Source organism: Rhodoferax sp. BAB1, assembly GCF_013334205.1.
GTDB lineage: Bacteria > Pseudomonadota > Gammaproteobacteria > Burkholderiales > Burkholderiaceae_C > Hylemonella.
In genome coordinates this window covers 2,131,326-2,151,889 of the sequence record NZ_CP054424.1, presented here as the reverse complement: position 1 = coordinate 2,151,889, position 20,564 = coordinate 2,131,326, and the positions used below count along the sequence as shown (strand labels likewise).

Annotated in this window: 19 protein-coding genes; 12 read left to right on the top strand and 7 right to left on the bottom strand. The window is 67.1% G+C overall.

The window, feature by feature from the left end:
- Positions 1-52: 52 nt before the first annotated feature.
- From HTY51_RS10315 to HTY51_RS10300, 4 genes are read left to right on the top strand one after another with little or no spacing between them, the layout of a single operon-like run.
- Complete coding sequence (locus tag HTY51_RS10315; protein ID WP_174252657.1) at positions 53-2,020, top strand: DNA topoisomerase IV subunit B; 1,968 nt, start codon at positions 53-55, stop codon at positions 2,018-2,020.
- The gene (locus HTY51_RS10310; RefSeq protein ID WP_174252656.1) at positions 2,020-2,796 is read left to right on the top strand and encodes a lytic transglycosylase domain-containing protein; all 777 of its coding nucleotides are present in this window, start codon (positions 2,020-2,022) and stop codon (positions 2,794-2,796) included. Before HTY51_RS10315 ends, HTY51_RS10310 begins: the two co-directional genes overlap by 1 nt.
- Before the next feature lie 8 nt (positions 2,797-2,804).
- Positions 2,805-5,144, top strand: coding sequence for a DNA topoisomerase IV subunit A (parC, locus tag HTY51_RS10305; RefSeq protein ID WP_174252655.1), 2,340 nt, complete (start codon positions 2,805-2,807; stop codon positions 5,142-5,144).
- A 31-nt stretch (positions 5,145-5,175) separates the two neighbouring features.
- Positions 5,176-6,357 (top strand): FAD-dependent monooxygenase, encoded by a 1,182-nt coding sequence (locus HTY51_RS10300; RefSeq protein WP_174252654.1) that lies wholly within the window; start codon positions 5,176-5,178, stop codon positions 6,355-6,357.
- 3 nt (positions 6,358-6,360) lie between these two features.
- Here the strand turns inward: HTY51_RS10300 and HTY51_RS10295 are convergent, their stop codons facing one another.
- From HTY51_RS10295 to HTY51_RS10285, 3 genes are all read right to left on the bottom strand, one after another.
- The gene (locus HTY51_RS10295; RefSeq protein WP_174252653.1) at positions 6,361-6,672 is read right to left on the bottom strand and encodes a YkgJ family cysteine cluster protein; all 312 of its coding nucleotides are present in this window, start codon (positions 6,670-6,672) and stop codon (positions 6,361-6,363) included.
- A gap of 88 nt (positions 6,673-6,760) precedes the next feature.
- Positions 6,761-7,675, bottom strand: coding sequence for an ornithine carbamoyltransferase (argF, locus tag HTY51_RS10290; protein ID WP_174252652.1), 915 nt, complete (start codon positions 7,673-7,675; stop codon positions 6,761-6,763).
- A 19-nt stretch (positions 7,676-7,694) separates the two neighbouring features.
- Entirely contained in the window at positions 7,695-8,906 is a 1,212-nt protein-coding gene (locus tag HTY51_RS10285) for an aspartate aminotransferase family protein (protein ID WP_174252651.1), read from the bottom strand.
- Between the two features lie 222 nt (positions 8,907-9,128).
- On the opposite strand from HTY51_RS10285, the gene HTY51_RS10280 reads away from it, so the two are divergent.
- Positions 9,129-9,443 carry a DUF3579 domain-containing protein gene (locus tag HTY51_RS10280; RefSeq protein ID WP_174252650.1) on the top strand — a complete coding sequence of 105 codons (315 nt, stop codon included), beginning with the start codon at positions 9,129-9,131 and terminating at the stop codon, positions 9,441-9,443.
- 113 nt (positions 9,444-9,556) lie between these two features.
- Here HTY51_RS10280 and rpsT read toward each other — a convergent pair whose 3' ends face one another.
- Positions 9,557-9,853, bottom strand: a complete 297-nt coding sequence (rpsT, locus tag HTY51_RS10275) for a 30S ribosomal protein S20 (protein ID WP_174252649.1) — start codon at positions 9,851-9,853, stop codon at positions 9,557-9,559.
- A 117-nt stretch (positions 9,854-9,970) separates the two neighbouring features.
- On the opposite strand from rpsT, the gene murJ reads away from it, so the two are divergent.
- Positions 9,971-11,542 carry a murein biosynthesis integral membrane protein MurJ gene (gene murJ / locus HTY51_RS10270; protein ID WP_174252648.1) on the top strand — a complete coding sequence of 524 codons (1,572 nt, stop codon included), beginning with the start codon at positions 9,971-9,973 and terminating at the stop codon, positions 11,540-11,542.
- 11 nt (positions 11,543-11,553) lie between these two features.
- On the top strand, positions 11,554-12,405 hold the full coding sequence (locus tag HTY51_RS10265) for a SirB1 family protein (protein WP_174252647.1): 852 nt from the start codon (positions 11,554-11,556) through the stop codon (positions 12,403-12,405).
- Positions 12,406-12,417: 12 nt separating this feature from the next.
- Here the strand turns inward: HTY51_RS10265 and HTY51_RS10260 are convergent, their stop codons facing one another.
- The 3 genes from HTY51_RS10260 to purM form a co-directional block, all read right to left on the bottom strand.
- A complete protein-coding gene (locus tag HTY51_RS10260) occupies positions 12,418-13,458 on the bottom strand; it encodes a ParA family protein (protein ID WP_174252646.1) in 1,041 nt (346 codons plus the stop codon).
- 128 nt (positions 13,459-13,586) lie between these two features.
- A complete protein-coding gene (locus tag HTY51_RS10255; protein WP_174254239.1) occupies positions 13,587-14,759 on the bottom strand; it encodes an MFS transporter in 1,173 nt (390 codons plus the stop codon).
- A 54-nt stretch (positions 14,760-14,813) separates the two neighbouring features.
- The gene (purM, locus tag HTY51_RS10250; protein WP_174252645.1) at positions 14,814-15,887 is read right to left on the bottom strand and encodes a phosphoribosylformylglycinamidine cyclo-ligase; all 1,074 of its coding nucleotides are present in this window, start codon (positions 15,885-15,887) and stop codon (positions 14,814-14,816) included.
- A 115-nt stretch (positions 15,888-16,002) separates the two neighbouring features.
- On the opposite strand from purM, the gene HTY51_RS10245 reads away from it, so the two are divergent.
- From HTY51_RS10245 to folK, 5 genes are read left to right on the top strand one after another with little or no spacing between them, the layout of a single operon-like run.
- Positions 16,003-17,073 (top strand): AI-2E family transporter, encoded by a 1,071-nt coding sequence (locus HTY51_RS10245; protein ID WP_174252644.1) that lies wholly within the window; start codon positions 16,003-16,005, stop codon positions 17,071-17,073.
- Positions 17,074-17,089: 16 nt separating this feature from the next.
- A complete protein-coding gene (hda, locus tag HTY51_RS10240) occupies positions 17,090-17,776 on the top strand; it encodes a DnaA regulatory inactivator Hda (RefSeq protein ID WP_174252643.1) in 687 nt (228 codons plus the stop codon).
- 1 nt (position 17,777) lies between these two features.
- Positions 17,778-18,452: an HAD family phosphatase gene (locus HTY51_RS10235; protein WP_174252642.1), complete on the top strand. Its 675-nt coding sequence runs from the start codon at positions 17,778-17,780 to the stop codon at positions 18,450-18,452.
- A gap of 43 nt (positions 18,453-18,495) precedes the next feature.
- On the top strand, positions 18,496-20,037 hold the full coding sequence (gene pcnB, locus HTY51_RS10230; protein ID WP_174252641.1) for a polynucleotide adenylyltransferase PcnB: 1,542 nt from the start codon (positions 18,496-18,498) through the stop codon (positions 20,035-20,037).
- A 2-nt stretch (positions 20,038-20,039) separates the two neighbouring features.
- Entirely contained in the window at positions 20,040-20,519 is a 480-nt protein-coding gene (folK, locus tag HTY51_RS10225; RefSeq protein ID WP_174254238.1) for a 2-amino-4-hydroxy-6-hydroxymethyldihydropteridine diphosphokinase, read from the top strand.
- Positions 20,520-20,564 lie beyond the last annotated feature (45 nt).

Sequence of the window (20,564 nt, the reverse complement as noted above, 5' to 3'; positions counted from 1 at the left end):
TAACTGTATGTTTATCCAGCTGTCCGGGCGACTGGGTCTACAATTCCGCGCCATGGCTGTCAAACCCACCCCCGAATATTCCGAAGGCTCCATTCGCGTCCTCAAAGGGCTGGAGCCGGTCAAGCAGCGTCCGGGCATGTACACCCGGACGGACAACCCGCTGCACATCATCCAGGAAGTGCTGGACAACGCAGCGGACGAAGCCCTGGCCGGTCACGGCAAGAAGATCGCCGTGACCCTGCATGCCGATGGCTCGGTGAGCGTCGAGGACGACGGCCGCGGCATCCCCTTCGGCCTGCACCCGGAGGAAAAGGCGCCAGTGATCGAACTGGTCTTCACGCGCCTGCACGCCGGCGGCAAGTTCGACAAGGGCAAGGGCGGCGCCTACAGCTTCTCGGGCGGCCTGCACGGCGTGGGCGTTTCGGTGACCAACGCCTTGGGCAAAAGGCTGGAGGCCACCAGCTACCGCGAAGGCAAGGTGGCGCAGCTCGCCTTTGCCGGCGGTGACGTGGTGGAGCCGCTGAGCACGCGCGCGGCGGGGGCCGGCGACCGCAAGCAGGGCACCACGGTGCGGGTCTGGCCGGATGCCAAATATTTCGAATCGGCCGTCCTGCCCATGACCGAGCTGACCCACCTGCTGCGCAGCAAGGCCGTGCTCATGCCCGGCGTCACCGTCACGCTGACGGTCGAGAAGAGCAAGGAAACCCAGACCTGGCTTTACAAGGGCGGCCTGCGCGACTACCTGATGCAGACCCTGAGCGCTGACCCGGTGATCCCCCTGTTCGAAGGTGAGGGTTTTGCCGACAACAACGACACCTTCGCCGAGGGCGAGGGCGCGACCTGGGCGGTGGCCTTCACCGAAGACGGTGCGCCGGTACGCGAGAGCTACGTCAACCTGATTCCCACCAGCGCCGGCGGCACCCACGACAGTGGCCTGCGTGATGGCCTATTCACCGCCGTCAAGAGTTTCATCGAGCTGCACAGCCTGTTACCGAAGGGGGTGAAGCTGCTGCCGGAAGACGTGTTTGCCCGCGCCAGTTATGTGCTCAGCGCCAAGGTGTTGGACCCGCAGTTCCAGGGCCAGATCAAGGAGCGCCTGAATTCGCGCGACGCGGTGCGTCTGGTCTCCAGCTTCGTGCGTCCGACGCTGGAGCTCTGGCTGAACCAGCACGTCGAGTACGGCAAGAAGCTGGCCGAACTGGCCATCCGGGCGGCGCAGACGCGCCAGCGCGCCGGCCAGAAGGTCGAGAAGCGCAAGGGCTCGGGCGTGGCGGTGCTGCCGGGCAAGTTGACCGACTGCGAGAGCCGCGACCTTGCCCACAACGAACTTTTCCTCGTCGAAGGCGATTCGGCCGGCGGCAGCGCCAAGATGGGCCGCGACAAGGAAAGCCAGGCCATCCTGCCGCTGCGCGGCAAGGTGCTCAATACCTGGGAGGTCGAGCGCGACCGCCTGTTCGCCAACACCGAAATCCACGACATTTCGGTCGCCATCGGTGTCGATCCGCACGGCCCCAATGACACACCGGACCTGTCCGGCCTGCGCTACGGCAAGGTCTGCATCCTGAGTGATGCCGACGTGGACGGCTCGCACATCCAGGTGCTGCTGCTCACCCTCTTCTTCCGCCATTTCCCCAAGCTGATCGAGTCGGGCAATGTCTACGTGGCGCGCCCGCCGCTGTTCCGCGTGGATGTGCCGGCGCGTGGCAAGAAAGCCGCCAGCAAGGCCTATGCGCTGGACGAGGGCGAGCTCGTTGCCATCCTCGACAAATGCGCCAAGGAAGGCGTGGCCAAGGAGCGCTGCCAGATCAGCCGCTTCAAGGGCCTGGGCGAGATGAACGCCGAGCAGCTGTGGGAGACCACGCTGAACCCCGACACCCGCCGCCTGCTGCAGGTGCGCCTGGGAACGTTCGACAACCTGCAGACCGAGACCGAGATCACCAAGCTCATGGGCAAGGGCGAGGCCGCGGCGCGCCGTGAATTGATGGAACTGCACGGCGACTCGGTGGAGGTGGACATCTGATGTCCTCCCCGGCATACCGTCCTTTCGCGGTGCTCCTGGGCCTGCTGGTGCTGCTGTGGCAGCCGGCAGCGCAGGCCGACGTCTGGGCCTATGTCGACGACAAGGGTGTGCCGCACTTTGCGGCCGAGCAGCTGGACGAGCGCTACGCCCTCTATTTCACGGACCAGGCGCCCGAGGGCGCCACGCGTGCCGGTCCCGTGCCCATGGCGCCGACGCGCCTGCATGCCTTTTTCGAGATCTCGCCGGGCTACAAGTCGGTGCGCCATCTGCTGCGCGAGGCGGCTCGCGAGCACGGCATCGACTATGCGCTGCTGCAGGCCCTGATCGCCACCGAATCCGGTTTCGACGCCGCAGCCGTCTCGCCCAAGGGCGCGGTCGGTCTCATGCAGGTGATGCCGGCGACGGCGCGCGGCTACGGCCTGGAGGACCAGCGGCGCCGGCCGGTGGCGCGCCAGTTGGCCGATGCGCGCACCAACATCCAGGTCGGCAGCCGCCATTTGCGCCGGCTGCTGGCCAAATTCCCTGATCGGCCGGACCTGGCGCTGGCGGCCTACAACGCCGGCCTGAAGACCGTGCGCCGTGCCGGCAACCAGGTGCCACCCTACCGCGAGACGCAGAATTACGTGCGCACCGTGCTGGCGCTGTACGCCGTGCTCAAGCCGGCGGCCGACAAGGCCGCACCCCGTTTCCTTCCGCCGCCCGAGCGTGCCGAGTTCGCCCGCTTGGACGACCTGGCCGAGCCCGGCGCTGCCCTGAAACAAGACAAGAGTTACTGAAGAAACCGATGGATCAACCCACCCTCGATTTAGCCACCGATCCTGCGGGCGACGACGCCCTGACTCTGGCCCACTACGCGCAGCGCGCCTACCTGGAGTACGCCCTCAGCGTGGTCAAGGGCCGGGCCCTGCCCGATGTCTGCGACGGCCAGAAGCCGGTGCAGCGTCGCATCATGTACTCGATGGCGCGCATGGGCCTGGGTTACAGCGGGCCCAACAGCAACACGGCCGCCAGGCCGGTGAAAAGCGCCCGCGTGGTCGGTGACGTGCTGGGCCGTTTCCATCCGCATGGCGACCAGGCGGCCTATGACGCCCTGGTGCGCATGGCGCAGGATTTCGCGCAGCGTTACCCGCTGATCGACGGCCAGGGCAACTTCGGCAGCCGTGACGGTGACGGCGCCGCCGCCATGCGTTACACCGAGGCCCGGCTGGCGAAGATCAGCACCCTGCTGCTCGACGAGATCGACGAGGGCACGGTGGACTTCCAGCCCAATTACGACGGCTCCACCGAGGAGCCCAAGCAGTTGCCGGCGCGCCTGCCCTTCACCCTGCTCAATGGCGCCAGCGGCATTGCCGTGGGCCTGGCCACCGAGATCCCCAGCCATAACCTGGGCGAGGTCGCGGCGGCCTGCGTGGCGCTGATCAAGAACCCTAAGCTGGCGGACAGCGAGCTGGTCGAGCTGCTGCCCGGCCCGGACTATCCGGGAGGTGGCCAGATCATCAGCCCGACGGCAGACATTGCCGAGGCCTACCGCACGGGACGCGGCTCGCTCAAGGTGCGGGCCCGCTGGAAGATCGAGGAACTCGCGCGTGGCCAGTGGCAGCTGGTGGTGACCGAACTGCCGCCGGGCGTGAGCACGCAGAAGGTGCTCGAGGAAATCGAGGAGCTGACCAACCCCAAGGTCAAGGCCGGCAAGAAGGCGCTGACGTCCGAGCAGAACCTGCTCAAGGCCACGGTGCTGGCCGTGCTCGACGTGGTGCGCGACGAGTCCAGCAAGGACGCGCCGGTGCGTCTGGTCTGCGAGCCCAAGACCAGCCGCATCGAGCAGCAGGAACTCATCACCACCCTGCTGGCGCACACCAGCCTGGAGACCTCGGCACCGATCAACATGACGCTGGTGGGGCTGGATGGCCGGCCCACGCAGAAGACCCTGCGCCAGATGCTGGAGGAGTGGATAGCCTTCCGCCAGGGCACCATAGCCCGGCGCTCGCAGTTTCGCCTGGACAAGGTGCTGGCGCGCATCCACATCCTCGAAGGCCGGCAGCTGGTCCTGCTCAAGATCGACGAGGTCATCGCCCTCATCCGCAACTCGGACGAACCCAAGCCGGCGCTGATCGCGCGCTTCAGGCTGTCTGATCGGCAGGCCGAGGACATCCTCGAAATCCGCCTGCGTCAATTGGCCCGGCTCGAAGCCATCAAGATCGAGCAGGAGTTGAAAGAACTGCGCGAGGAGCAGAAGAAACTCGAAGACATCCTGGGCAGCCCGGCCGCGCTGCGCAAGCTGATGGTCAAGGAAATCGAGGCCGACGCCAAGGTCTTCGGCGATGCACGCCGCACCCTGATCCAGGCCGAGAAGAAGGCCGTGGCCGAAGTGAAGGTGGTGGACGAACCGGTGACCGTTATCGTCTCGCAAAAAGGCTGGGTGCGCGCGCGCCAGGGCCATGGCCATGACGCAGCGGGTTTCGCCTTCAAGGCCGGCGACGGCCTGTACAGCACTTTCGAATGCCGCACGGTGGACACGCTGCTGGCCTTCGGCAGCAAGGGCCGTGTCTATTCCGTGCCGGTGGCCAGCCTGCCCGGGGCGCGCGGTGACGGCCAGCCCGTGACGACCCTGGTCGAACTGGAGGCCGGGACCCAACTGGTGCATTACTTCGCCGGGGCGGCCTCGGCCTGGCTGCTGCTGTCCACCTCTTCGGGTTATGGTTTCCTGGCCACGGTGGAGAATATGAGCTCGCGTCAGAAGGGCGGCAAGTCCTTCATCAGCTGCGGCGAGGGCGACACCGTCTGCCGCCCCTCGCCGGCCAACGTGCCGCCGCAGCCGCCTGCCACCCACGTGGTCTGCGCCTCGACCGGCGGGCGCATCCTGAGCTTCGAGATCGGCGAGCTCAAGCCCATGCCCAACGGCGGCCGTGGCCTGATGCTGATCGACCTGGAACCCAAGGACACGCTGGCGGGTGCCGCGGCCTACACGCGCAGCGTGAAGATCGAGGGCCTGGGCCGTGGCGGCAAGGAGCGCGAGGAGCCGCTGGAGATCCGCAGTCTCAACAACGCACGCGCCGCGCGCGGTCGCAAGGGCAAGGCGGCCGACCTGGGCTTCAAGCCGACGTCGGTGGTCCGCGTCGAGTAAACCGACAGCCATCGGGCAGAATCAGACCCCGATGCATACCGACGTACTGATTGCTGGAGGTGGTATCGGCGGCCTGGCTGCCGGCCTGGCCTGTTCGCGCGCCGGCTGCCATGTCCGCCTGTATGAACGTGCCGAGGCCTTCGGCGAGGTGGGGGCGGGCATCCAGATGGGACCCAACGTCGTGCGCGTGCTGCAGAGCTGGGATCTGGACACGGCATTGCGGCAGGTGGCGGCTTTCCCCGACCGGCTGCAGGTGCGGCACGCCCTCAGCGGGGCCGATCTGGGTCTCTTGCGCCTGGGACAGACCACGGTGCAGCGTTACGGCGCACCCTATGCCACCATCCATCGGGCTGATCTGCAGCAACTGCTGCTGAAGGCCTTGCAGCAGCGCGACGCCGTCTGGCTGCACACCGGCAAGACGGTGAACCGTTATGTGGAGACGAATGGCGCCGTCGGCCTGAGCCTGGATGACGGTCTGGACGTGGAGGGGGATGTCCTGATCGCGGCCGACGGCCTGTGGAGCCGGATGCGGACCCAGCTCCTGAACGACGGTCCCCCGCGCGTGGCCGGGCATCTGGCCTACCGCGCCATGCTGCCGCAGGCCAGCCTGCCGGCCGCTTTACGCAGCCAGCAGGTGACGGCCTGGCTGGGGCCGCGTTTGCATGTGGTGCAGTACCCGGTGCGCGGCGGCGAGTGGCTCAACGTCGTGGCCATCGTGCACGGGCATGTCCACGGCGGGCTGGAGGACTGGGATCATGGTGCCAACGCCGCCGACTTGCAGGCTGCGCTGGTCCACACCTGTACGGCCCTGCGCGACCTGATTGCGGCTGTGCCCGAATGGCGCCTATGGGTGCTGTGCGATCGTCCGCCCGTGAGCGCAGCGGACCAGATGGCGCGCGGCCATGTGGCGCTGCTGGGGGACGCCGCACACCCCATGCGCCCCTATCTCGCCCAGGGCGCCGGCATGGCCATCGAGGACGCGGCCGAACTGGGGCGCCAGGTGGCGCTGGTCGATGGTGTGCTGGACGTGCCCACGCTGCTGCAGCGTTATGCCCTCAACCGCTGGCAGCGCAACGCGCGGGTGCAGGCGCGCTCCATCCGTAACGGCGAGATCTTTCACCTGGAGGGGCCCATGGCCTGGGCGCGCGATGCTTCGTTGCGTCTGCTGGGTGAGCGCCTGCTGGATGTGCCCTGGCTGTACCAGGGACCCTGAAGCTCAGGACGCGGGCAGGGGCGGCAGGCCCACCTTGGCGCGGGCGCGGTGGCAGCCCTCGCTGCCTTCCTCGAACTCGCGGCAGGGCGAGGGACGCCACTCGTAGATGCCGCAAGCTACTTTTTCACCCAGCTTGCCGGTCAGCGCCGCACAGCGTGGTGGCCAGTGGTCGGTGCCGCGCATGCGGGCGGTGTTGCCGTTGACCTCGACGGTCAGGCCCGCCGGCACGTGGCCGCCGTTTTCATCGAGTTCGTAGCTGGAAAAATCGACGCGGCACCAGGAACAGCAGGCGCCGCAGCTGGTGCAGGCGGACATCAGAGCCGACCCAGCAAAAGATATTGGCTACGGCCGCTGCGCTTAACTTCGCTGTGCGAAGTTAGCCTGCGCCGAAATCGCCTGCACATCACGTCAGGGCTCCCAGGAGCAGATACTCCATCAAGGCTTTCTGCACGTGCAGGCGATTTTCAGCCTCATCCCAGACCACGGATTGTGGGCCATCGATGACCTCGGCTTCGACTTCCTCGCCGCGGTGTGCCGGCAGGCAGTGCATGAAAAGCGCATCGGACCTGGCGGCGCGCATCATGTCGGCATCGACGCACCAGTCGGCGAAAGCCTTTTTGCGGGCCTCGTTCTCGGCTTCGTAGCCCATGCTGGTCCAGACGTCGGTCGTGACCAGGTCGGCGCCAGCGCAGGCCTGCATCGGGTCCTTGAATACCTTGTAGCAATCGCTTTGCACGCCGGCCACGGCCGGGTTGACCTCGTAGCCGCTGGGGGTGCTGATATGCACGGTGAAGCCCAGCAGCTCGGCCGCCTGCAGCCAGGTGCTGGCCATGTTGTTGCCGTCGCCGACCCAGGCCACCACCTTGCCGGCGATCGAGCCGCGGTGCTCGATGTAGGTGAAGATGTCGGCCAGGATCTGGCAGGGGTGGTACTCGTTGGTCAGGCCGTTGATGACCGGCACACGCGAGTACTCGGCGAAGCGTTCGATCTTGGTCTGCTCGTAGGTCCGGATCATGACCAGGTCGACCATGCGGCTGATCACACGGGCGCTGTCCTCGATGGGCTCGGCGCGGCCCAGCTGGCTGTCGCCCGTGGTCAGGTGCACGACGCTGCCGCCCAGCTGGTACATGCCGGCCTCGAAGCTCACGCGTGTGCGCGTGGAGGCTTTCTCGAAGATCATGGCCAGGGTACGGTCGGTGAGCGGCTGGTGCTTCTCGTAGGCCTTGAACTTCTTCTTGATCAGCGCGGCGCGCTCGAAGAGATAGGCGTACTCGTCAGCCCCCAGGTCGGTGAACTTCAGGTAATGCTTGAGATTCATCGTGGCTGCTCCAGGGCCTTCAGGCCTCGGCCAGGAAAGACTTCACCAGCGGGGCCAGCAGGCCCACCACCTCGTCGGCTTCGGCCGGGGTCATGATCAGCGCGGGCACCAAGCGGATCACGCTGTCGGCGGTCACGCTGATCAGCAGGCCGGCCTCGGCCGCGCGGTTGACCAGCACGCCGCAGGGCTTGGCCAGTTCGACGCCGATCATCAGGCCCTGGCCGCGGATGTCCTTCACCCCGGGGTTGCCGGCGAACTCGCGCGCCAGGGCAGCCTTCAGATGGGCGCCGACTTTCGCTGCGTTCTCCAGCAGACCGTCCTCTTCCATGATGCGTATGGTTTCCACACCGGCACGCATGGCCAGCGGGTTGCCGCCGAAGGTGGTGCCGTGGTTGCCGGGCTGGAAGATGTTGGCGGCTTTCGGGCCGGCCACCACCGCGCCGATCGGCACGCCCGAGCCCAGGCCCTTGGCCAGGGGCATGACATCGGGCTGGATGCCGGCCCACTGGTGGGCGAACCACTTGCCGGTACGGCCCATGCCGCACTGGACTTCGTCGATCATCAGCAGCCAGTCGTTCTGGTCGCAGAGCTGGCGCACCTGCCGGAGGTATTCGGCGCGCATGGCGTTGACACCGCCTTCGCCCTGGATGGTCTCGAAGAACACCGCCACCACGTCCGGGTTGCCGGCCGTGGCTTTCTTCAGGGCGTCGATATCGTTGAGCGGCACGCGGATGAAACCTTCGACCAGCGGACCGAAGCCCTTTTGCACCTTCTCGTTGCCGGTGGCACTGAGCGTGGCGATGGAGCGGCCGTGGAAGGCTTTTTCGTACACCACGATCTGCGGGCGGCTGATGCCCTTGTCGTGGCCGAACTTGCGTGCCAGCTTCAGAGCGGCTTCGTTCGCTTCCAGGCCGGTGGAGCAGAAGAACACATTCGTCATGCCTGACAGTTCCACCAGCTTTTTCGCCAGTTGTTCCTGGCCGGGCACATGGTAGTAGTTGCAGCTGTGGATGATCTTGCCCAGCTGGTCCTGCAGCGCGGGCACCAGCCGGGGGTGGTTGTGGCCCAGGGTGTTGACGGCGATGCCGGCCAGCGCATCCAGGTAGGGCTTGCCGTTGATGTCCCAGACGCGGCAGCCCTGGCCGTGCGACAGCGCGATCGGCACGCGGCCGTAGGTGTTCATCACGTGCGGGGAAGTCGCTTCGATCTGTTTTGGGGCGGCGGCGTTCATGGCTGGACACTCCGTAGTGGTCACAAAAACAAGGCGGCCCAACGCAGGTTGGGCCGTTGAGACGCGATTTTAGACCCAGACGGATACGGCATTGCCCGGGCGGCCGTGCGGCGGGCCGGCGCCTGCCCTTAAGTCTTATATAAGATAGAATACTGCCAACCCACCCGATGCCGGACCAGCCGCTGTACCCAGCGCCGCGTCCGGCGCCTGAGCCGTCCATCCATGGTCTCCAACGCCGCCAAAGAAGTCGTCATTCTCGGTCTCACCCGGACCGGCAAGACTTTTCGCCCCAGCGACTGGGCCGAGCGCCTGGCCGGCGTCATGAGCCAATTCCGCCCCGGCGGAACGCTGCCCGGCAGCCATCTGAGTTACTCCCCCTGGTGCGTGCCCAACTCGCTGGAGGGCATCAAGTGCGTGGTCGTGAACCGCGATCTGCGCGACGCCGAACCCATGGCCTGGGACTTCTGCATCAACTTCGCCCGCGACAACGATCTGCAGGTGCGTGAGCGCGATGCCCAGGGCCGGCCTCTGACCTGACGCCATCCGGTGCGCCCACAAAAAAGCCGCTCGAAGAGCGGCTTTTCTGCTTTGCTGACAGCGCACCCGTTACAAACGGCAGACCCCGGAGGGTCCGTGCGATTTGCCTGAATTCAGGCGGCGGCCAGGGCCTTGACCTTGGTCGACAGGCGGCTCTTGTCGCGAGCAGCCTTGTTCTTGTGGAAGATGCCCTTGTCGGCCACGGTGTCCACCACGGCCTGCATCTTGCCAAACAGCTCGGTGGCTTTGGCTTTGTCGCCAGCGAGAACGGCTTTTTCAACGTTCTTCACGGCGGTGCGGTATTTGGAGCGCAGGGACGTGTTGGCTGCATTCAGCTTGACGTCCTGACGTGCGCGTTTGCGGCCCGACGCCAGGCGCGGGTTCTTTTTCTTCGGCTTTCCAGATGCCATATCAATAGTTCCTTGTGTCTGTGGATGATGTCAGCAAAGCCGGCTATTGTAGCACTATGATGCGGCCGGGGTGAGTGGGCACTCCGGGGCGGGCGGTCCCGGCTACACTTCCCCTCGATGAGCCTTTTCAAAGCCGCCTCAACGGTCTCGCTGCTGACCCTGGCCTCGCGCATCACGGGCCTGGCACGCGAACTGCTGATCGCCACCACCTTTGGCGCCAGCGCCCTGACCGACGCCTTCAACGTCGCCTTCCGCATTCCCAACCTGTTCCGCCGGCTTTTTGCCGAAGGGGCCTTCAGCCAGGCCTTCGTGCCGGTGCTGGCCACGGTCAAGGCGCAGCAGGGCGAGGAGGCTACCCGCCACCTGGTCGACCGTGTCGCCACGGTGCTGGCCTGGGTGCTGCTGGGCGTGAGTGTGCTGGGCGTGCTGGCCTCGCCGCTGCTGGTCTGGCTGATGGCGGCCGGGCTGCGCAGGATGGAGGCGGGCAACGCCTTCGAAGCCGCCGTGGTCATGACACGCTGGATGTTCCCCTACATCGCCTGCATGTCGCTGGTGGCGCTGGCTGCCGGCGTACTCAACACCTGGAAGCGTTTTGCCGTGCCGGCGGCCACGCCGGTGCTGCTCAACGTGGCCATGATCGTCGCGGCCTGGCTGGGCGCGCCCTGGTTCCAGACACTGGGCATCGAGCCCATCTACGCGCTGGCAGCCGGTGTTCTGGCCGGCGGCCTGCTGCAGCTGGGGGTGCAGCTGCTGGCCCTGCGCCGCATCGGTTTGTTGCCCTCGCTGGGCTGGAGCCGTGCTGCCTTGCGTGCGGCCTGGGCCGACGAGGGGACACAGCGTGTGCTCAAGCTCATGGCGCCGGCCCTGCTGGGCGTGAGCGTGGCCCAGCTTTCGCTGCTGATCAATACGCAGATCGCCTCCCACCTGGCGCCGGGCAGCGTGAGCTGGCTCAGCTATGCCGATCGCCTGATGGAATTCCCGGTGGCCTTGCTGGGGGTGGCCCTGGGCGTGGTGCTGATGCCGCAGCTGGCGGCGGCCAAGGCAGCCGATGACGCGGACCGTTACTCGGCCATGCTGGACTGGGGCTTGCGCCTGGTGGTGCTGCTGGCCGTGCCCTGCGCCCTGGCGCTGCTGACCTTCTCGACGCCCCTGGTGGCTGTGCTCTACCACTACGGGGCCTTCAGCGCGCGCGATGTGCAGATGACGTCGCTGGCCCTGATGGGCTGGGGTGTGGGCCTGCTGGGCGTGGTGGCGATCAAGGTGCTGGCGCCGGCGTATTACGCCCGCCAGGACATCCGTACGCCGGTGCGCATCGCTGTCGTGGTGCTGGTCTTCACACAGCTGCTCAACATCGCGCTGGTGCCGCTCCTGCAACACGCCGCCCTGGCCCTGTCCATCGGCATCGGGGCCATGGTCAATGCCGCCTGGCTGCTGCTTGGCCTGTTGCGCCGCGGCAGTTACCAGCCGCGGCCGGGCTGGGGCGTGTTCGCGCTGCAGGTGCTGGCCGCCTCGGCCTTGCTGACGGTGTTCCTGATGTGGGCGGCCAGCGCCTGGGACTGGACGCGCCTGCAGTCGCAAGCCGGCCTGCGCATCGGCCTGCTGGCCCTGCTGGTGTCCGGGGCGGCCGCCCTTTACCTGGGCGCTGCCTGGGCCGCGGGCCTGCGTTTCCGGCAGTTCCTCAAGCGCTAGGCCTGTTGACCATGAACCTGTCCTTCAAGCTGCCCACGCCGCTGGACTACTTCGGCGCCCTGGTCCAGAGCGATGCGCAGTTCCACCTGCTGGAGGTCGCCGTGTGCCTGGGACAGGACGACTACCCGCGGCTGGACGTGCAGCAGGTGCTGGCCGAGGTGGATGTCCTGCTGGCCCGGCTGCGGCAGCGCCTGCCGGCGGATGCACCGGCCATGCACAAGCTGCGTTTGCTCAACCACTTCTTTTTCCACGACCTGCATTTCTGCGGCAACCTCAACCACTACCATGACCCGGACAACAGTTATCTGCACCGCGTGCTGGAGCGCCGCTGCGGCATTCCGGTCTCGCTGGCCGTGCTATGGCTGGAGCTGGCCCAGGGCCTGGGCCTGCCGGCGCACGGTGTGGGCTTCCCCGGGCATTTCCTGGTCAAGGTCAACCTGCCGCATGCGCAGGTGGTGATCGACCCCTTCAGCGGCCAGTCGCTCAGCCGTGAGGAACTGCAGGCGCGGCTGGAGGCCTGGCGCAGCAGCCATGCCCTGCCCGGAGCTTCCGAACTGCCGCTGGGGCATTATCTGCAGGCCATGCCGGCGCGCGAGATCATTGCGCGCATGCTGCGCAACCTCAAGGAAATCCATCGCACGCAGCAGGACTGGTCGCGCCTGGTCGCGGTGGAAGACCGGCTGCTGGTGCTCTTGCCCCAGGCCTGGGGCGAATACCGCGATCGCGGCCTGGCACAGGCCGAACTGGGACAGTTCGGCCCGGCGGTACGGGATCTGGAGACCTACCTCGGGCAGGCCGGGCAGGGCGAAGACGCCCAGGCCATCACCGAGCGCGTGGTCAGGCTGCGCCGCGCGCTGGGCTGAACTGAGCGGCGCTCAGCATTTCACCAGTTTCAGGAAGGACGGGATGTGAGGCGCTTCCTGCGCCTGGCTGGCCTCGGTGGCCTGCGTGGCCGCGGGCGTGTTGCGCAGGGCGTTGCTGCTGCTGACCCGGTCCAGGACGCGGGTGTTGGTGATGCGGGTGACGGCCGGCAACGGCCGCGAGGCCAGCATGCGCTGTGCGACCGGTGCGGTTTCGCGCACGAGCGGCGCTGGCGCAGGGCGGGCTGATGCCGGCGTGGCCAAGGCAGCAGCAGGGCGGGAGGGTGCTGGCGGCGGCGCATGGCGCGCGGCCAGCAGCCGGCTGGGCAGGGCCGCCGGCATCTGGGGCGGACGGGCAGCCTGGGGCGCGGGCGTTGTTGCGGGCGCCTGTGCCGCATGGCCGGCGCTGCCGGCAGCGGCGGGCGAGATGGCCAGCTGCGGTTCGAGCCAGCCCAGGATGGGTTGCCACTGGCGCAGGTCGGTGGGCACGCGGTCAGCCGGCAGATCGAACAGGGTCATGCCGCGTTCCAGGCACTGCACATAGGCCTGGCTTTCGCGCAGCACGCCCAGGAAGGGCATGCCCAGGCCGGTGGCCCAGTCCTTGAGGACCTGGGGGGTGCGGGTGCGGGTGTCGATGCGCATGCCGATGCAGGCCACCTTGCAGCGGCCGCTCGCGACCCGCGGCAGGGCCAGCAGCTCGGCATGGCAATCGGCGGCCGATTCGCGGTCAAAGGCCGAGCCGCAGACCGGCATGAGGATGATGTCGGCGAACATGACCATGCGCGCCAGGTCGAAGCCGTGCAGGCCGCCCGGGGTGTCCAGGATGACGTGGGTGATGCCGGCCGGTACACGCAGGATGTTCTGGTCCACGGTCCAGGGAGCGATGGCCGGCAGTGCCTCGTTGCGCTTGCGCAGCCAGGAGCGGGTGGATTGCTGCCGGTCCACGTCACCGAGCATGACCGCGCTGCCCTGATGGGCACACCAAGCCGCGAGGTGGGCCGCGAGCGTGCTTTTGCCGCTCCCTCCCTTGCGATTGACCACAGCGATCACAGGCATGAATGCTCCTGGCGGTGAACCAAAAACTGCAGTGTGACCGGAAATAATCTGAAAGTCCAGTACCCGCGGGTGTGGGTAGCTAGGGATTTTGTAGCGAAAAGCAACACTTGCCAGGACGTGCTGAACGCTCAGGCCGTGCGACCCGGAGGCGGGGCCGGTCGTCGCAGCGCCAGCAGCATGAGCGCGACGACGCAAAACGCGGCTCCGGCGGCGAAGGTGCTGGATGCGCCCCACTGGTCCCACAGCAGACCGGCCAGGGCGCTGGCCAGCAGCATGGACAGGCCGCAGACCAGGTTGAACATGCCGAAGGCCGTGCCGCGCAGATCGGCCGGTGCGGTGTCGGCCACCATGGTGGCCAGCAGGCCCTGGGTCATGGCCATGTGCAGGCCCCAGAGCAGCACGCCGCCCCACACGAAGAGGCCGCGGTCGCTCCAGGCCAGCAGCCCGTCGGCAGCGATCAGCAGGACCAGACCCCAGGCCAGCAGCTTGCGGTGGTCAACCCGGTCGGCCAGTCTGCCGAAAGGGTAGGCGCCCAGGGCATAGACCCCGTTCATGACGATCAGCACCAGCGGCACCCAGGCCAGCGGCAGCCCGCCCTGCTGGGCACGCAGCACCAGGAACGCTTCGGAAAAGCGCGCCAGCGTGAAGACCGCGCCTATGCCCACCACCCACCAGTAGGCGGGTGCCAGCCGGCGCAGGTTCTCGCGCCGGATCGGGTTGGTGCGAGGTGCGCCGGCCGGGCGCTCGGGTTCCTGCACACCGAAGATCAGCAGGGCGACGCAGAGGAAGGCCGGGATCACGGCCACCCAGAACACGGCGTGGAAGTCATTGGCCCAGACCAGCATCAGGCCCATGGCCAGCAGGGGGCCCAGGAAGGCGCCCACGGTGTCGAGCGACTGGCGCAGGCCGAAGGCGGCGCCACGCAAGGCGGGCGGGGCGATGTCGGCCACCAGCGCATCGCGCGGGGCGCCGCGGATGCCCTTGCCCACGCGGTCCAGCAGCCGGGCGATGACCACCGGCTCGACCGTGGTGGCCAGGGCGAACAGGGGTTTGCTCAGCGCGCCCAGGCTGTAGCCCAGCACGGCCAGCGGCTTGCGCCGGCCCCACCAGTCGCTCAGGGCGCCCGAGAAGACCTTGACGATCAGGGCCGTGGCTTCGGCGGCGCCTTCGAGCAGGCCCACCAGCAGCATGCTGGCGCCCAGCCCGGTGACGAGGAAGACCGGTAGCAGGCTGTGGATCAGCTCGGAGGAGATGTCCATCAGCAGGCTGACGAAACCCAGCGCCCAGATGCCGGCGGGCATGCGTGGGGGCGGGGCTTTTTGTTCAGGCACGGTGAACCTGAACGATCAGACAGATCAGGCGACTTCGACCGGCGCGCCTTTGCCGCGCTCGGCGATGACGCCGATCTCGTAGACCTGTTCACCCAGGCCGCGCAGGGTCTGGGCGGCAGCGGCGGCACTGGCCGCGTCGATCACCACGACCATGCCGATGCCGTTGTTGAAGGTGCGGTTCATCTCGAAATCGTCGATGCCGGCGGTCTTCTGCAGCCAGGCGAAGAGTTCGGTCTGCGGCCAGCTGCCTTTTTTCAGATGGGCCGCCGTGCCTTCCGGCAGCACGCGCGGGATGTTTTCCAGCAGGCCGCCACCGGTGATGTGGGCCAGGGCCTTGATGCCGCCGGGCGAGGCGGCATTTCCTGATGACAGGGGATGGGCCGCCAGGGCGGCCAGCACGTTTTTCACGTACAGCCGGGTCGGCTCCATGACGGCCTGCTTGAAGGGCTTGCCGTCCAGGGTGGCGGGGGTGTTGGCACCGGCGCGCTCGATGCACTTGCGCACCAGGGAGAAGCCGTTGGAATGCACACCGCTGGAGGCCAGGCCCAGCACCACGTCGCCGGGCTTGACGCTCTGGCCGGTCAGGATCTTGGATTTTTCGACCGCACCGACGCAGAAGCCCGCCAGGTCGTATTCGCCGTCCGGGTACATGCCGGGCATCTCGGCCGTTTCGCCGCCGATCAGGGCGCAGCCGGAGAGCTCGCAGCCCCTGGCAATGCCGCCGACCACGGCGGCGGCCGTGTCCACGTGCAGCTTGCCGCAGGCGAAGTAGTCCAGGAAAAAGAGGGGCTCGGCGCCTTGCACCAGCACGTCGTTGACGCTCATGGCCACCAGGTCGATGCCCACGGTGTCGTGCATATTCCACTCGAAGGCCAGCTTGAGCTTGGTGCCCACACCGTCGGTGCCGGAGACCAGTACCGGTTCCTTGTAGCGCTTGGGCACTTCGAACAGGGCGCCGAAGCCGCCGATGCCGGCCAGCACGCCCTCGCGCATGGTTTTCTTGGCCAGGGGCTTGATGCGCTCGACCAGCGCATCACCGGCGTCGATGTCGACGCCGGCGTCTTTGTAGCTCAGGGGAGAGGTGGAGGAATGGGTCATGTTGGGTGCTCTGGTAGGGCGGGTCGGCGGGCGGCTGTGTTTTAGTCCGGGCGCCAGCAGGCAAGCCCGATAGAATTCAGCCCTAGATTCTAAGGGTTCACCCCAGTCTGCCTTCATGTCATTGACGCCTACCCAAAAACGCACCCTGACCTGGTGCCTGATCGCCGTCCTGGCGATGCTGGCCCTGTGGCTGCTGGCGCCGGTGCTGACGCCTTTTGTGGTGGCGGCCGTGCTGGCCTATGTGCTGACGCCGGTGGTGGACAGACTGGATCACCTGGGCCGGGGCCGGATGCCGCGCGTGCTGGCCGTCCTGATCGTGGAAACCCTGTTCATCCTGATCCTGGTGTCCATCGTGCTGCTGGTGGTGCCGATCTTCGCCAAGGAACTGCCCCTGCTGCGTGAGCAACTGCCCTTGCTGGCCGACCGGGTCAACAGCGCGCTGAGCCCCTGGCTGGCCCAGTTCGGCATCAAGTTGTCGCTGGATGGAAAAAGTATCCAGGCCTTTGTGGTCAAGTACCTCAATGCCAATGCCGAAGAGACCTTTGGCTCGGTGATGGCCTCCCTGAAGCTGGGGGGCAGCGTGGCGCTGGCGATCATCGGCAATGCCGTGCTGATTCCCGTGGCCCTGTTCCTGCTGCTCAACGACTGGGAGCGTTTTGTGGCGCGTGTGGTCGCGCTGGTGCCGCCGCGGATGCGGGCTGCCTATGACAACTTCATGGCAGAAGCCGATGACGTGCTCGGCCAGTACCTGCGTGGCCAGTTGCTGGTGATGGGGGCGCTGACGGTCTATTTCAGTGTGGCGCTGGCCCTTTTCGGCTTTGACCTGGCCGTGCCGCTGGGGGTGTTCACCGGCCTCGCTTTTTTCATCCCCTACCTGGGTTTCGGCCTGGGGCTGATCCTGGCCTTGCTGGCCGGCATGCTGCAGTTCGGCGGCCTGTACGGTGTGCTGGTGGTGGCTGGGGTCTATGGTGTCGGCCAACTGGTCGAGAGTTTCTACCTGACGCCACGGCTGGTGGGCGAGCGCATCGGCCTGCATCCGCTGGCCGTGATTTTCGCCTTGATGGCCTTCGGGCAGGTCTTCGGTTTTGTCGGCCTGCTGATTGCCTTGCCGGCCAGTGCCGTGCTGCTGGTGGCCATCCGCCGTGTGCGGGCCAGTTACCTGGCCAGCAAGCTGTACCTGGGCTGACGATGGCAGCGCCGGCATGAAGCAGATTGCGCTGGACATCGGGCTGGGCAGTGGCCCGACCCTGGCCAATTTCATGGCAGGACCCAACGAGGCGGTGCTGCGTCATCTTCGGCTCTGGGTGGGTGACGGTTCCAGTGCGGCCAAACGCTCGCCGGTGCCAACCTACTTGTGGGGTCCTCCGGGTAGCGGCAAGACCCACTTGCTCAAGGCCGTGCGCGAGGCGCTGCGCGAGCAGGGGGCCACGGTGGGCTGGCTCGACGCCTCGGTGGCCGAGCCGCCGCCTTTCGACGAACGCTGGGCTGCCGTGCTGCTGGACGACGTGCAGCTCTATACCGCCGTGCAGCAGCATGCGGCCTTCAACTGGTTCGTGCACGCGCAGACAGGTCACCAGTGGGTGCTGGCCGCCGGCGAACTGGCACCAGCCGGGCTCAAGCTCAGGGAGGACCTGCGCACCCGCCTGGGCTGGGGCCATGTCTACGGCCTGCAGGTGCTGAGCGAGGCCGAGCGCCGCGCCGTGCTGCGCCAGGCCGCCGACGCGCGCGGCATCTTCCTGGGCGACGACATCATGGACTTCATGCTCACGCGTTTCAGCCGTGACCTGGGTAGCCTGATGCAACTGCTCGACCACCTGGACGGCTATGCCCTGCAGACCCAGCGCGCCATCACCATTCCGCTGATCAAGGCCATGCTGGAAGACCATTGAAATGACCGACAAGACCAAGCTGGCGCTGTTCGACCTGGACCACACCCTGCTGCCGATCGACTCCGATTACTCCTGGGGCACCTTCACCACCACCATCGGCTGGACCGACCCGGTGGAGTTCGCGCGGCGCAACGACGAGTTCTACGCCCATTACCAGGCCGGCACGCTGGACGTGCACGACTATGTGCGCTTCGCCACCGAGGCAGCCCGCCTGAAAGGCCCCGAGGAGGCGCTGGCGGCGCGCGAGCGTTTCATGCGCGAGGTGATCGCGCCGGTCATCCACCCGCAGGCGTTGGAGCTGGTGCGCCGGCACCAGGCAGCGGGCGACGAGGTGCTGATCATCACGGCCACCAACGAGTTCGTCACGCAGCCGATCGCCGAGGCCTTCGGTGTGCAGCAACTCATCGCCGTGGAGCTGGAACGCGATGCCGGTGGCTGGATCACCGGCGAGATCCGTGGCACACCGTCCTTCCGCGAAGGCAAGGTGCGGCGTTTTGGCGAGTGGCTGGCGGCCCGGGGCCTGCATCGCCGTGCGGCCGAGGTGACTTTCTATTCGGATTCGATCAACGACCTGCCGCTGATGGACAATGCAGACTATCCGGTGGCCACCAACCCCGACGACCGCCTGCGCGCCCTGGCTCTGGAGCGCGGCTGGCGCATTCTGGAACTCTTTTAGTCAGTTGAGGGCAGACAAAGGTCTGTCCCGCAAGAAATACCACATGATCAAGAAAATCATCAACCGGCTGCTGGGCAAGTCCAGTGCTTCCCAGCCCGCTTTCGGCAAACGACGTGAATTCAGCGCGGCTGAGCACGGCATCGATCCGGCGCTGGTCGACAAGCGCGCCCTGGACGTGGTCCAGACTCTGCAGGATGCCGGTTACGAGGCCTATATCGTGGGCGGCGCCGTGCGCGACCTGCTGCTGGGTCTGCAACCCAAGGACTTCGACGTGGCGACCGATGCCACCCCCGAGCAGGTCAAGAGCCTGTTCCGGCGTGCTTTCATCATCGGGCGGCGCTTCCGCATTGTGCACGTGGTCTACGGCCGCGGGCGCGAGCATGAGGTGATCGAGGTCTCCACCTTCCGCGCCTACATGGACAACGCGGCCGCCGAGCAGGTGGCTGGCAACGAACGCACCAGCAAAAGCGAGCTGGCCGGCATGAAACATGCCGTGGATTCGAGCGGCCGTGTGCTGCGCGACAACGTCTGGGGCCCGCAGGACGAGGACGCCGCGCGGCGCGACTTCACCATCAACGCCATGTACTACGACCCCGAGACGCAGGTGGTGGTCGATTACCACGGCGGCATCCAGGACGCGAAAAAGCGTGTGCTGCGCATGATCGGCGACCCGGCCACGCGTTACCGCGAAGACCCGGTGCGCATCATCCGCGCCGTGCGTTTTGCCGCCAAGCTCAGCGCGGTGGGCTTCAAGTTCGAGCCCAAGACCGCCAAGCCGCTCAAGGAGATGCGCGACCTGCTGGCGGATGTGCCGCAGAGCCGCCTGTTCGACGAGATGCTCAAGCTGCTGCAGACGGGCCACGCCCTGGCCACGGTGGAACAGCTCAAGAAGCTCGGCCTGGCACGCGGCATCTACCCCTTGCTGGACCTGGTGGTCGAACGTGCCGACCAGCCCTTCGTGAAGGCTGCGCTGGAGGATACCGACCGCCGCGTGGGCGAGGGCAAGCCGGTGGCGCCGAGTTTCCTGCTGGCCTGTGTGCTGTGGTCCGATGTCCGCGAAGGCTGGGCCGAACGCATCAAACAACGCCAGCACGCGAACCCGGCGCTGCAGGACGCGATCGACGACGTCTTCAACGCCCGCATCGGCGACGTCTCGGGCCGCGGCAAGCTGGCCGCCGACATGCGCGAGATCTGGATGATGCAGCCGCGCTTCGACAAGCGCGTGGGCAGTGCGCCTTTCGGCCTGGTCGAGCAGCCGCGTTTCCGCGCCGGCTTCGATTTCATGCGCCTGCGCGCCGACATCGGCGAGATCGACGTGGTGCTGGCCGACTGGTGGCAGGAGTTCAGTGTGGGTGACGACAACCTGCGCCAGGACCTGATCGACCAGGCACGCGAGGAGCAGGCCCGCCAGCGCGCGCAGTCGCCACGCCCGCAGCCGCGCACGGTGTCTGAGCGCCCCGCCGCGCCGCGCGCCGCGGAGCCGGAGGCATCCGCCGACGAAGGCGCGGCGCCCAAGAAACGCCGCCGCCGTCGCCGTTCCGGCGCCAAGAAATCCGGTGACGGTGCGCCGGACACGGCAGCGTGAACATGCCCCCCGGCATCCCGGTGACGGCTTACGTCGCCCTGGGGGCCAATCTGGGGGATGCGCCAGCTGCACTGCGCCAGGCCCTGCACGACCTGGGGACGCTGCCGCACACGCAACTGGTCCGCAGCTCTTCCTTCTATCGCAGCGCGCCGGTCGAGTCATCGGGGCCGGACTATGTCAACGCCGTGGCCGAGTTGCACACGGCGTTGGGGCCGTATGAACTGCTGACCGGGCTGCAAGGCCTGGAGCAGGCGGCCGGCCGCGAGCGCCCCTGGCGCAACGCCCCCCGTACGCTGGACCTGGACATCCTGCGCTACGGTGAACTCGAGCTCGACGACCCGGTCCTGACCCTGCCGCACCCCCGCATGCTGGAGCGTGCTTTTGTGCTGCAGCCCCTGGCGGAAATTGCCCCGACCCTCGTCAGCGCGGAGCAATTGCTAAAGGTCGAAAAGCAGGTGATTTCACGCATGACCGGCCTGTGACATGCTGGGGTTGCCGCACTAGAATGGGGCGATCATCCATCAGGA

What these genes read in the sequence shown, in the direction of transcription:
- HTY51_RS10260 (WP_174252646.1), bottom strand. Translation starts at nt 13,458, where the DNA reads ATGCCTGTGATCGCTGTGGTCAATCGCAAGGGAGGGAGCGGCAAAAGC.
- folK (WP_174254238.1), top strand. Translation starts at nt 20,040, where the DNA reads ATGCCCCCCGGCATCCCGGTGACGGCTTACGTCGCCCTGGGGGCCAAT.
- hda (WP_174252643.1), top strand. Translation starts at nt 17,090, where the DNA reads ATGAAGCAGATTGCGCTGGACATCGGGCTGGGCAGTGGCCCGACCCTG.
- HTY51_RS10315 (WP_174252657.1), top strand. Translation starts at nt 53, where the DNA reads ATGGCTGTCAAACCCACCCCCGAATATTCCGAAGGCTCCATTCGCGTC.
- HTY51_RS10265 (WP_174252647.1), top strand. Translation starts at nt 11,554, where the DNA reads ATGAACCTGTCCTTCAAGCTGCCCACGCCGCTGGACTACTTCGGCGCC.
- HTY51_RS10280 (WP_174252650.1), top strand. Translation starts at nt 9,129, where the DNA reads ATGGTCTCCAACGCCGCCAAAGAAGTCGTCATTCTCGGTCTCACCCGG.
- HTY51_RS10300 (WP_174252654.1), top strand. Translation starts at nt 5,176, where the DNA reads ATGCATACCGACGTACTGATTGCTGGAGGTGGTATCGGCGGCCTGGCT.
- HTY51_RS10285 (WP_174252651.1), bottom strand. Translation starts at nt 8,906, where the DNA reads ATGAACGCCGCCGCCCCAAAACAGATCGAAGCGACTTCCCCGCACGTG.
- argF (WP_174252652.1), bottom strand. Translation starts at nt 7,675, where the DNA reads ATGAATCTCAAGCATTACCTGAAGTTCACCGACCTGGGGGCTGACGAG.
- HTY51_RS10310 (WP_174252656.1), top strand. Translation starts at nt 2,020, where the DNA reads ATGTCCTCCCCGGCATACCGTCCTTTCGCGGTGCTCCTGGGCCTGCTG.
- rpsT (WP_174252649.1), bottom strand. Translation starts at nt 9,853, where the DNA reads ATGGCATCTGGAAAGCCGAAGAAAAAGAACCCGCGCCTGGCGTCGGGC.
- pcnB (WP_174252641.1), top strand. Translation starts at nt 18,496, where the DNA reads ATGATCAAGAAAATCATCAACCGGCTGCTGGGCAAGTCCAGTGCTTCC.
- HTY51_RS10255 (WP_174254239.1), bottom strand. Translation starts at nt 14,759, where the DNA reads ATGCCCGCCGGCATCTGGGCGCTGGGTTTCGTCAGCCTGCTGATGGAC.
- murJ (WP_174252648.1), top strand. Translation starts at nt 9,971, where the DNA reads ATGAGCCTTTTCAAAGCCGCCTCAACGGTCTCGCTGCTGACCCTGGCC.
- HTY51_RS10295 (WP_174252653.1), bottom strand. Translation starts at nt 6,672, where the DNA reads ATGTCCGCCTGCACCAGCTGCGGCGCCTGCTGTTCCTGGTGCCGCGTC.
- HTY51_RS10235 (WP_174252642.1), top strand. Translation starts at nt 17,778, where the DNA reads ATGACCGACAAGACCAAGCTGGCGCTGTTCGACCTGGACCACACCCTG.
- purM (WP_174252645.1), bottom strand. Translation starts at nt 15,887, where the DNA reads ATGACCCATTCCTCCACCTCTCCCCTGAGCTACAAAGACGCCGGCGTC.
- HTY51_RS10245 (WP_174252644.1), top strand. Translation starts at nt 16,003, where the DNA reads ATGTCATTGACGCCTACCCAAAAACGCACCCTGACCTGGTGCCTGATC.
- parC (WP_174252655.1), top strand. Translation starts at nt 2,805, where the DNA reads ATGGATCAACCCACCCTCGATTTAGCCACCGATCCTGCGGGCGACGAC.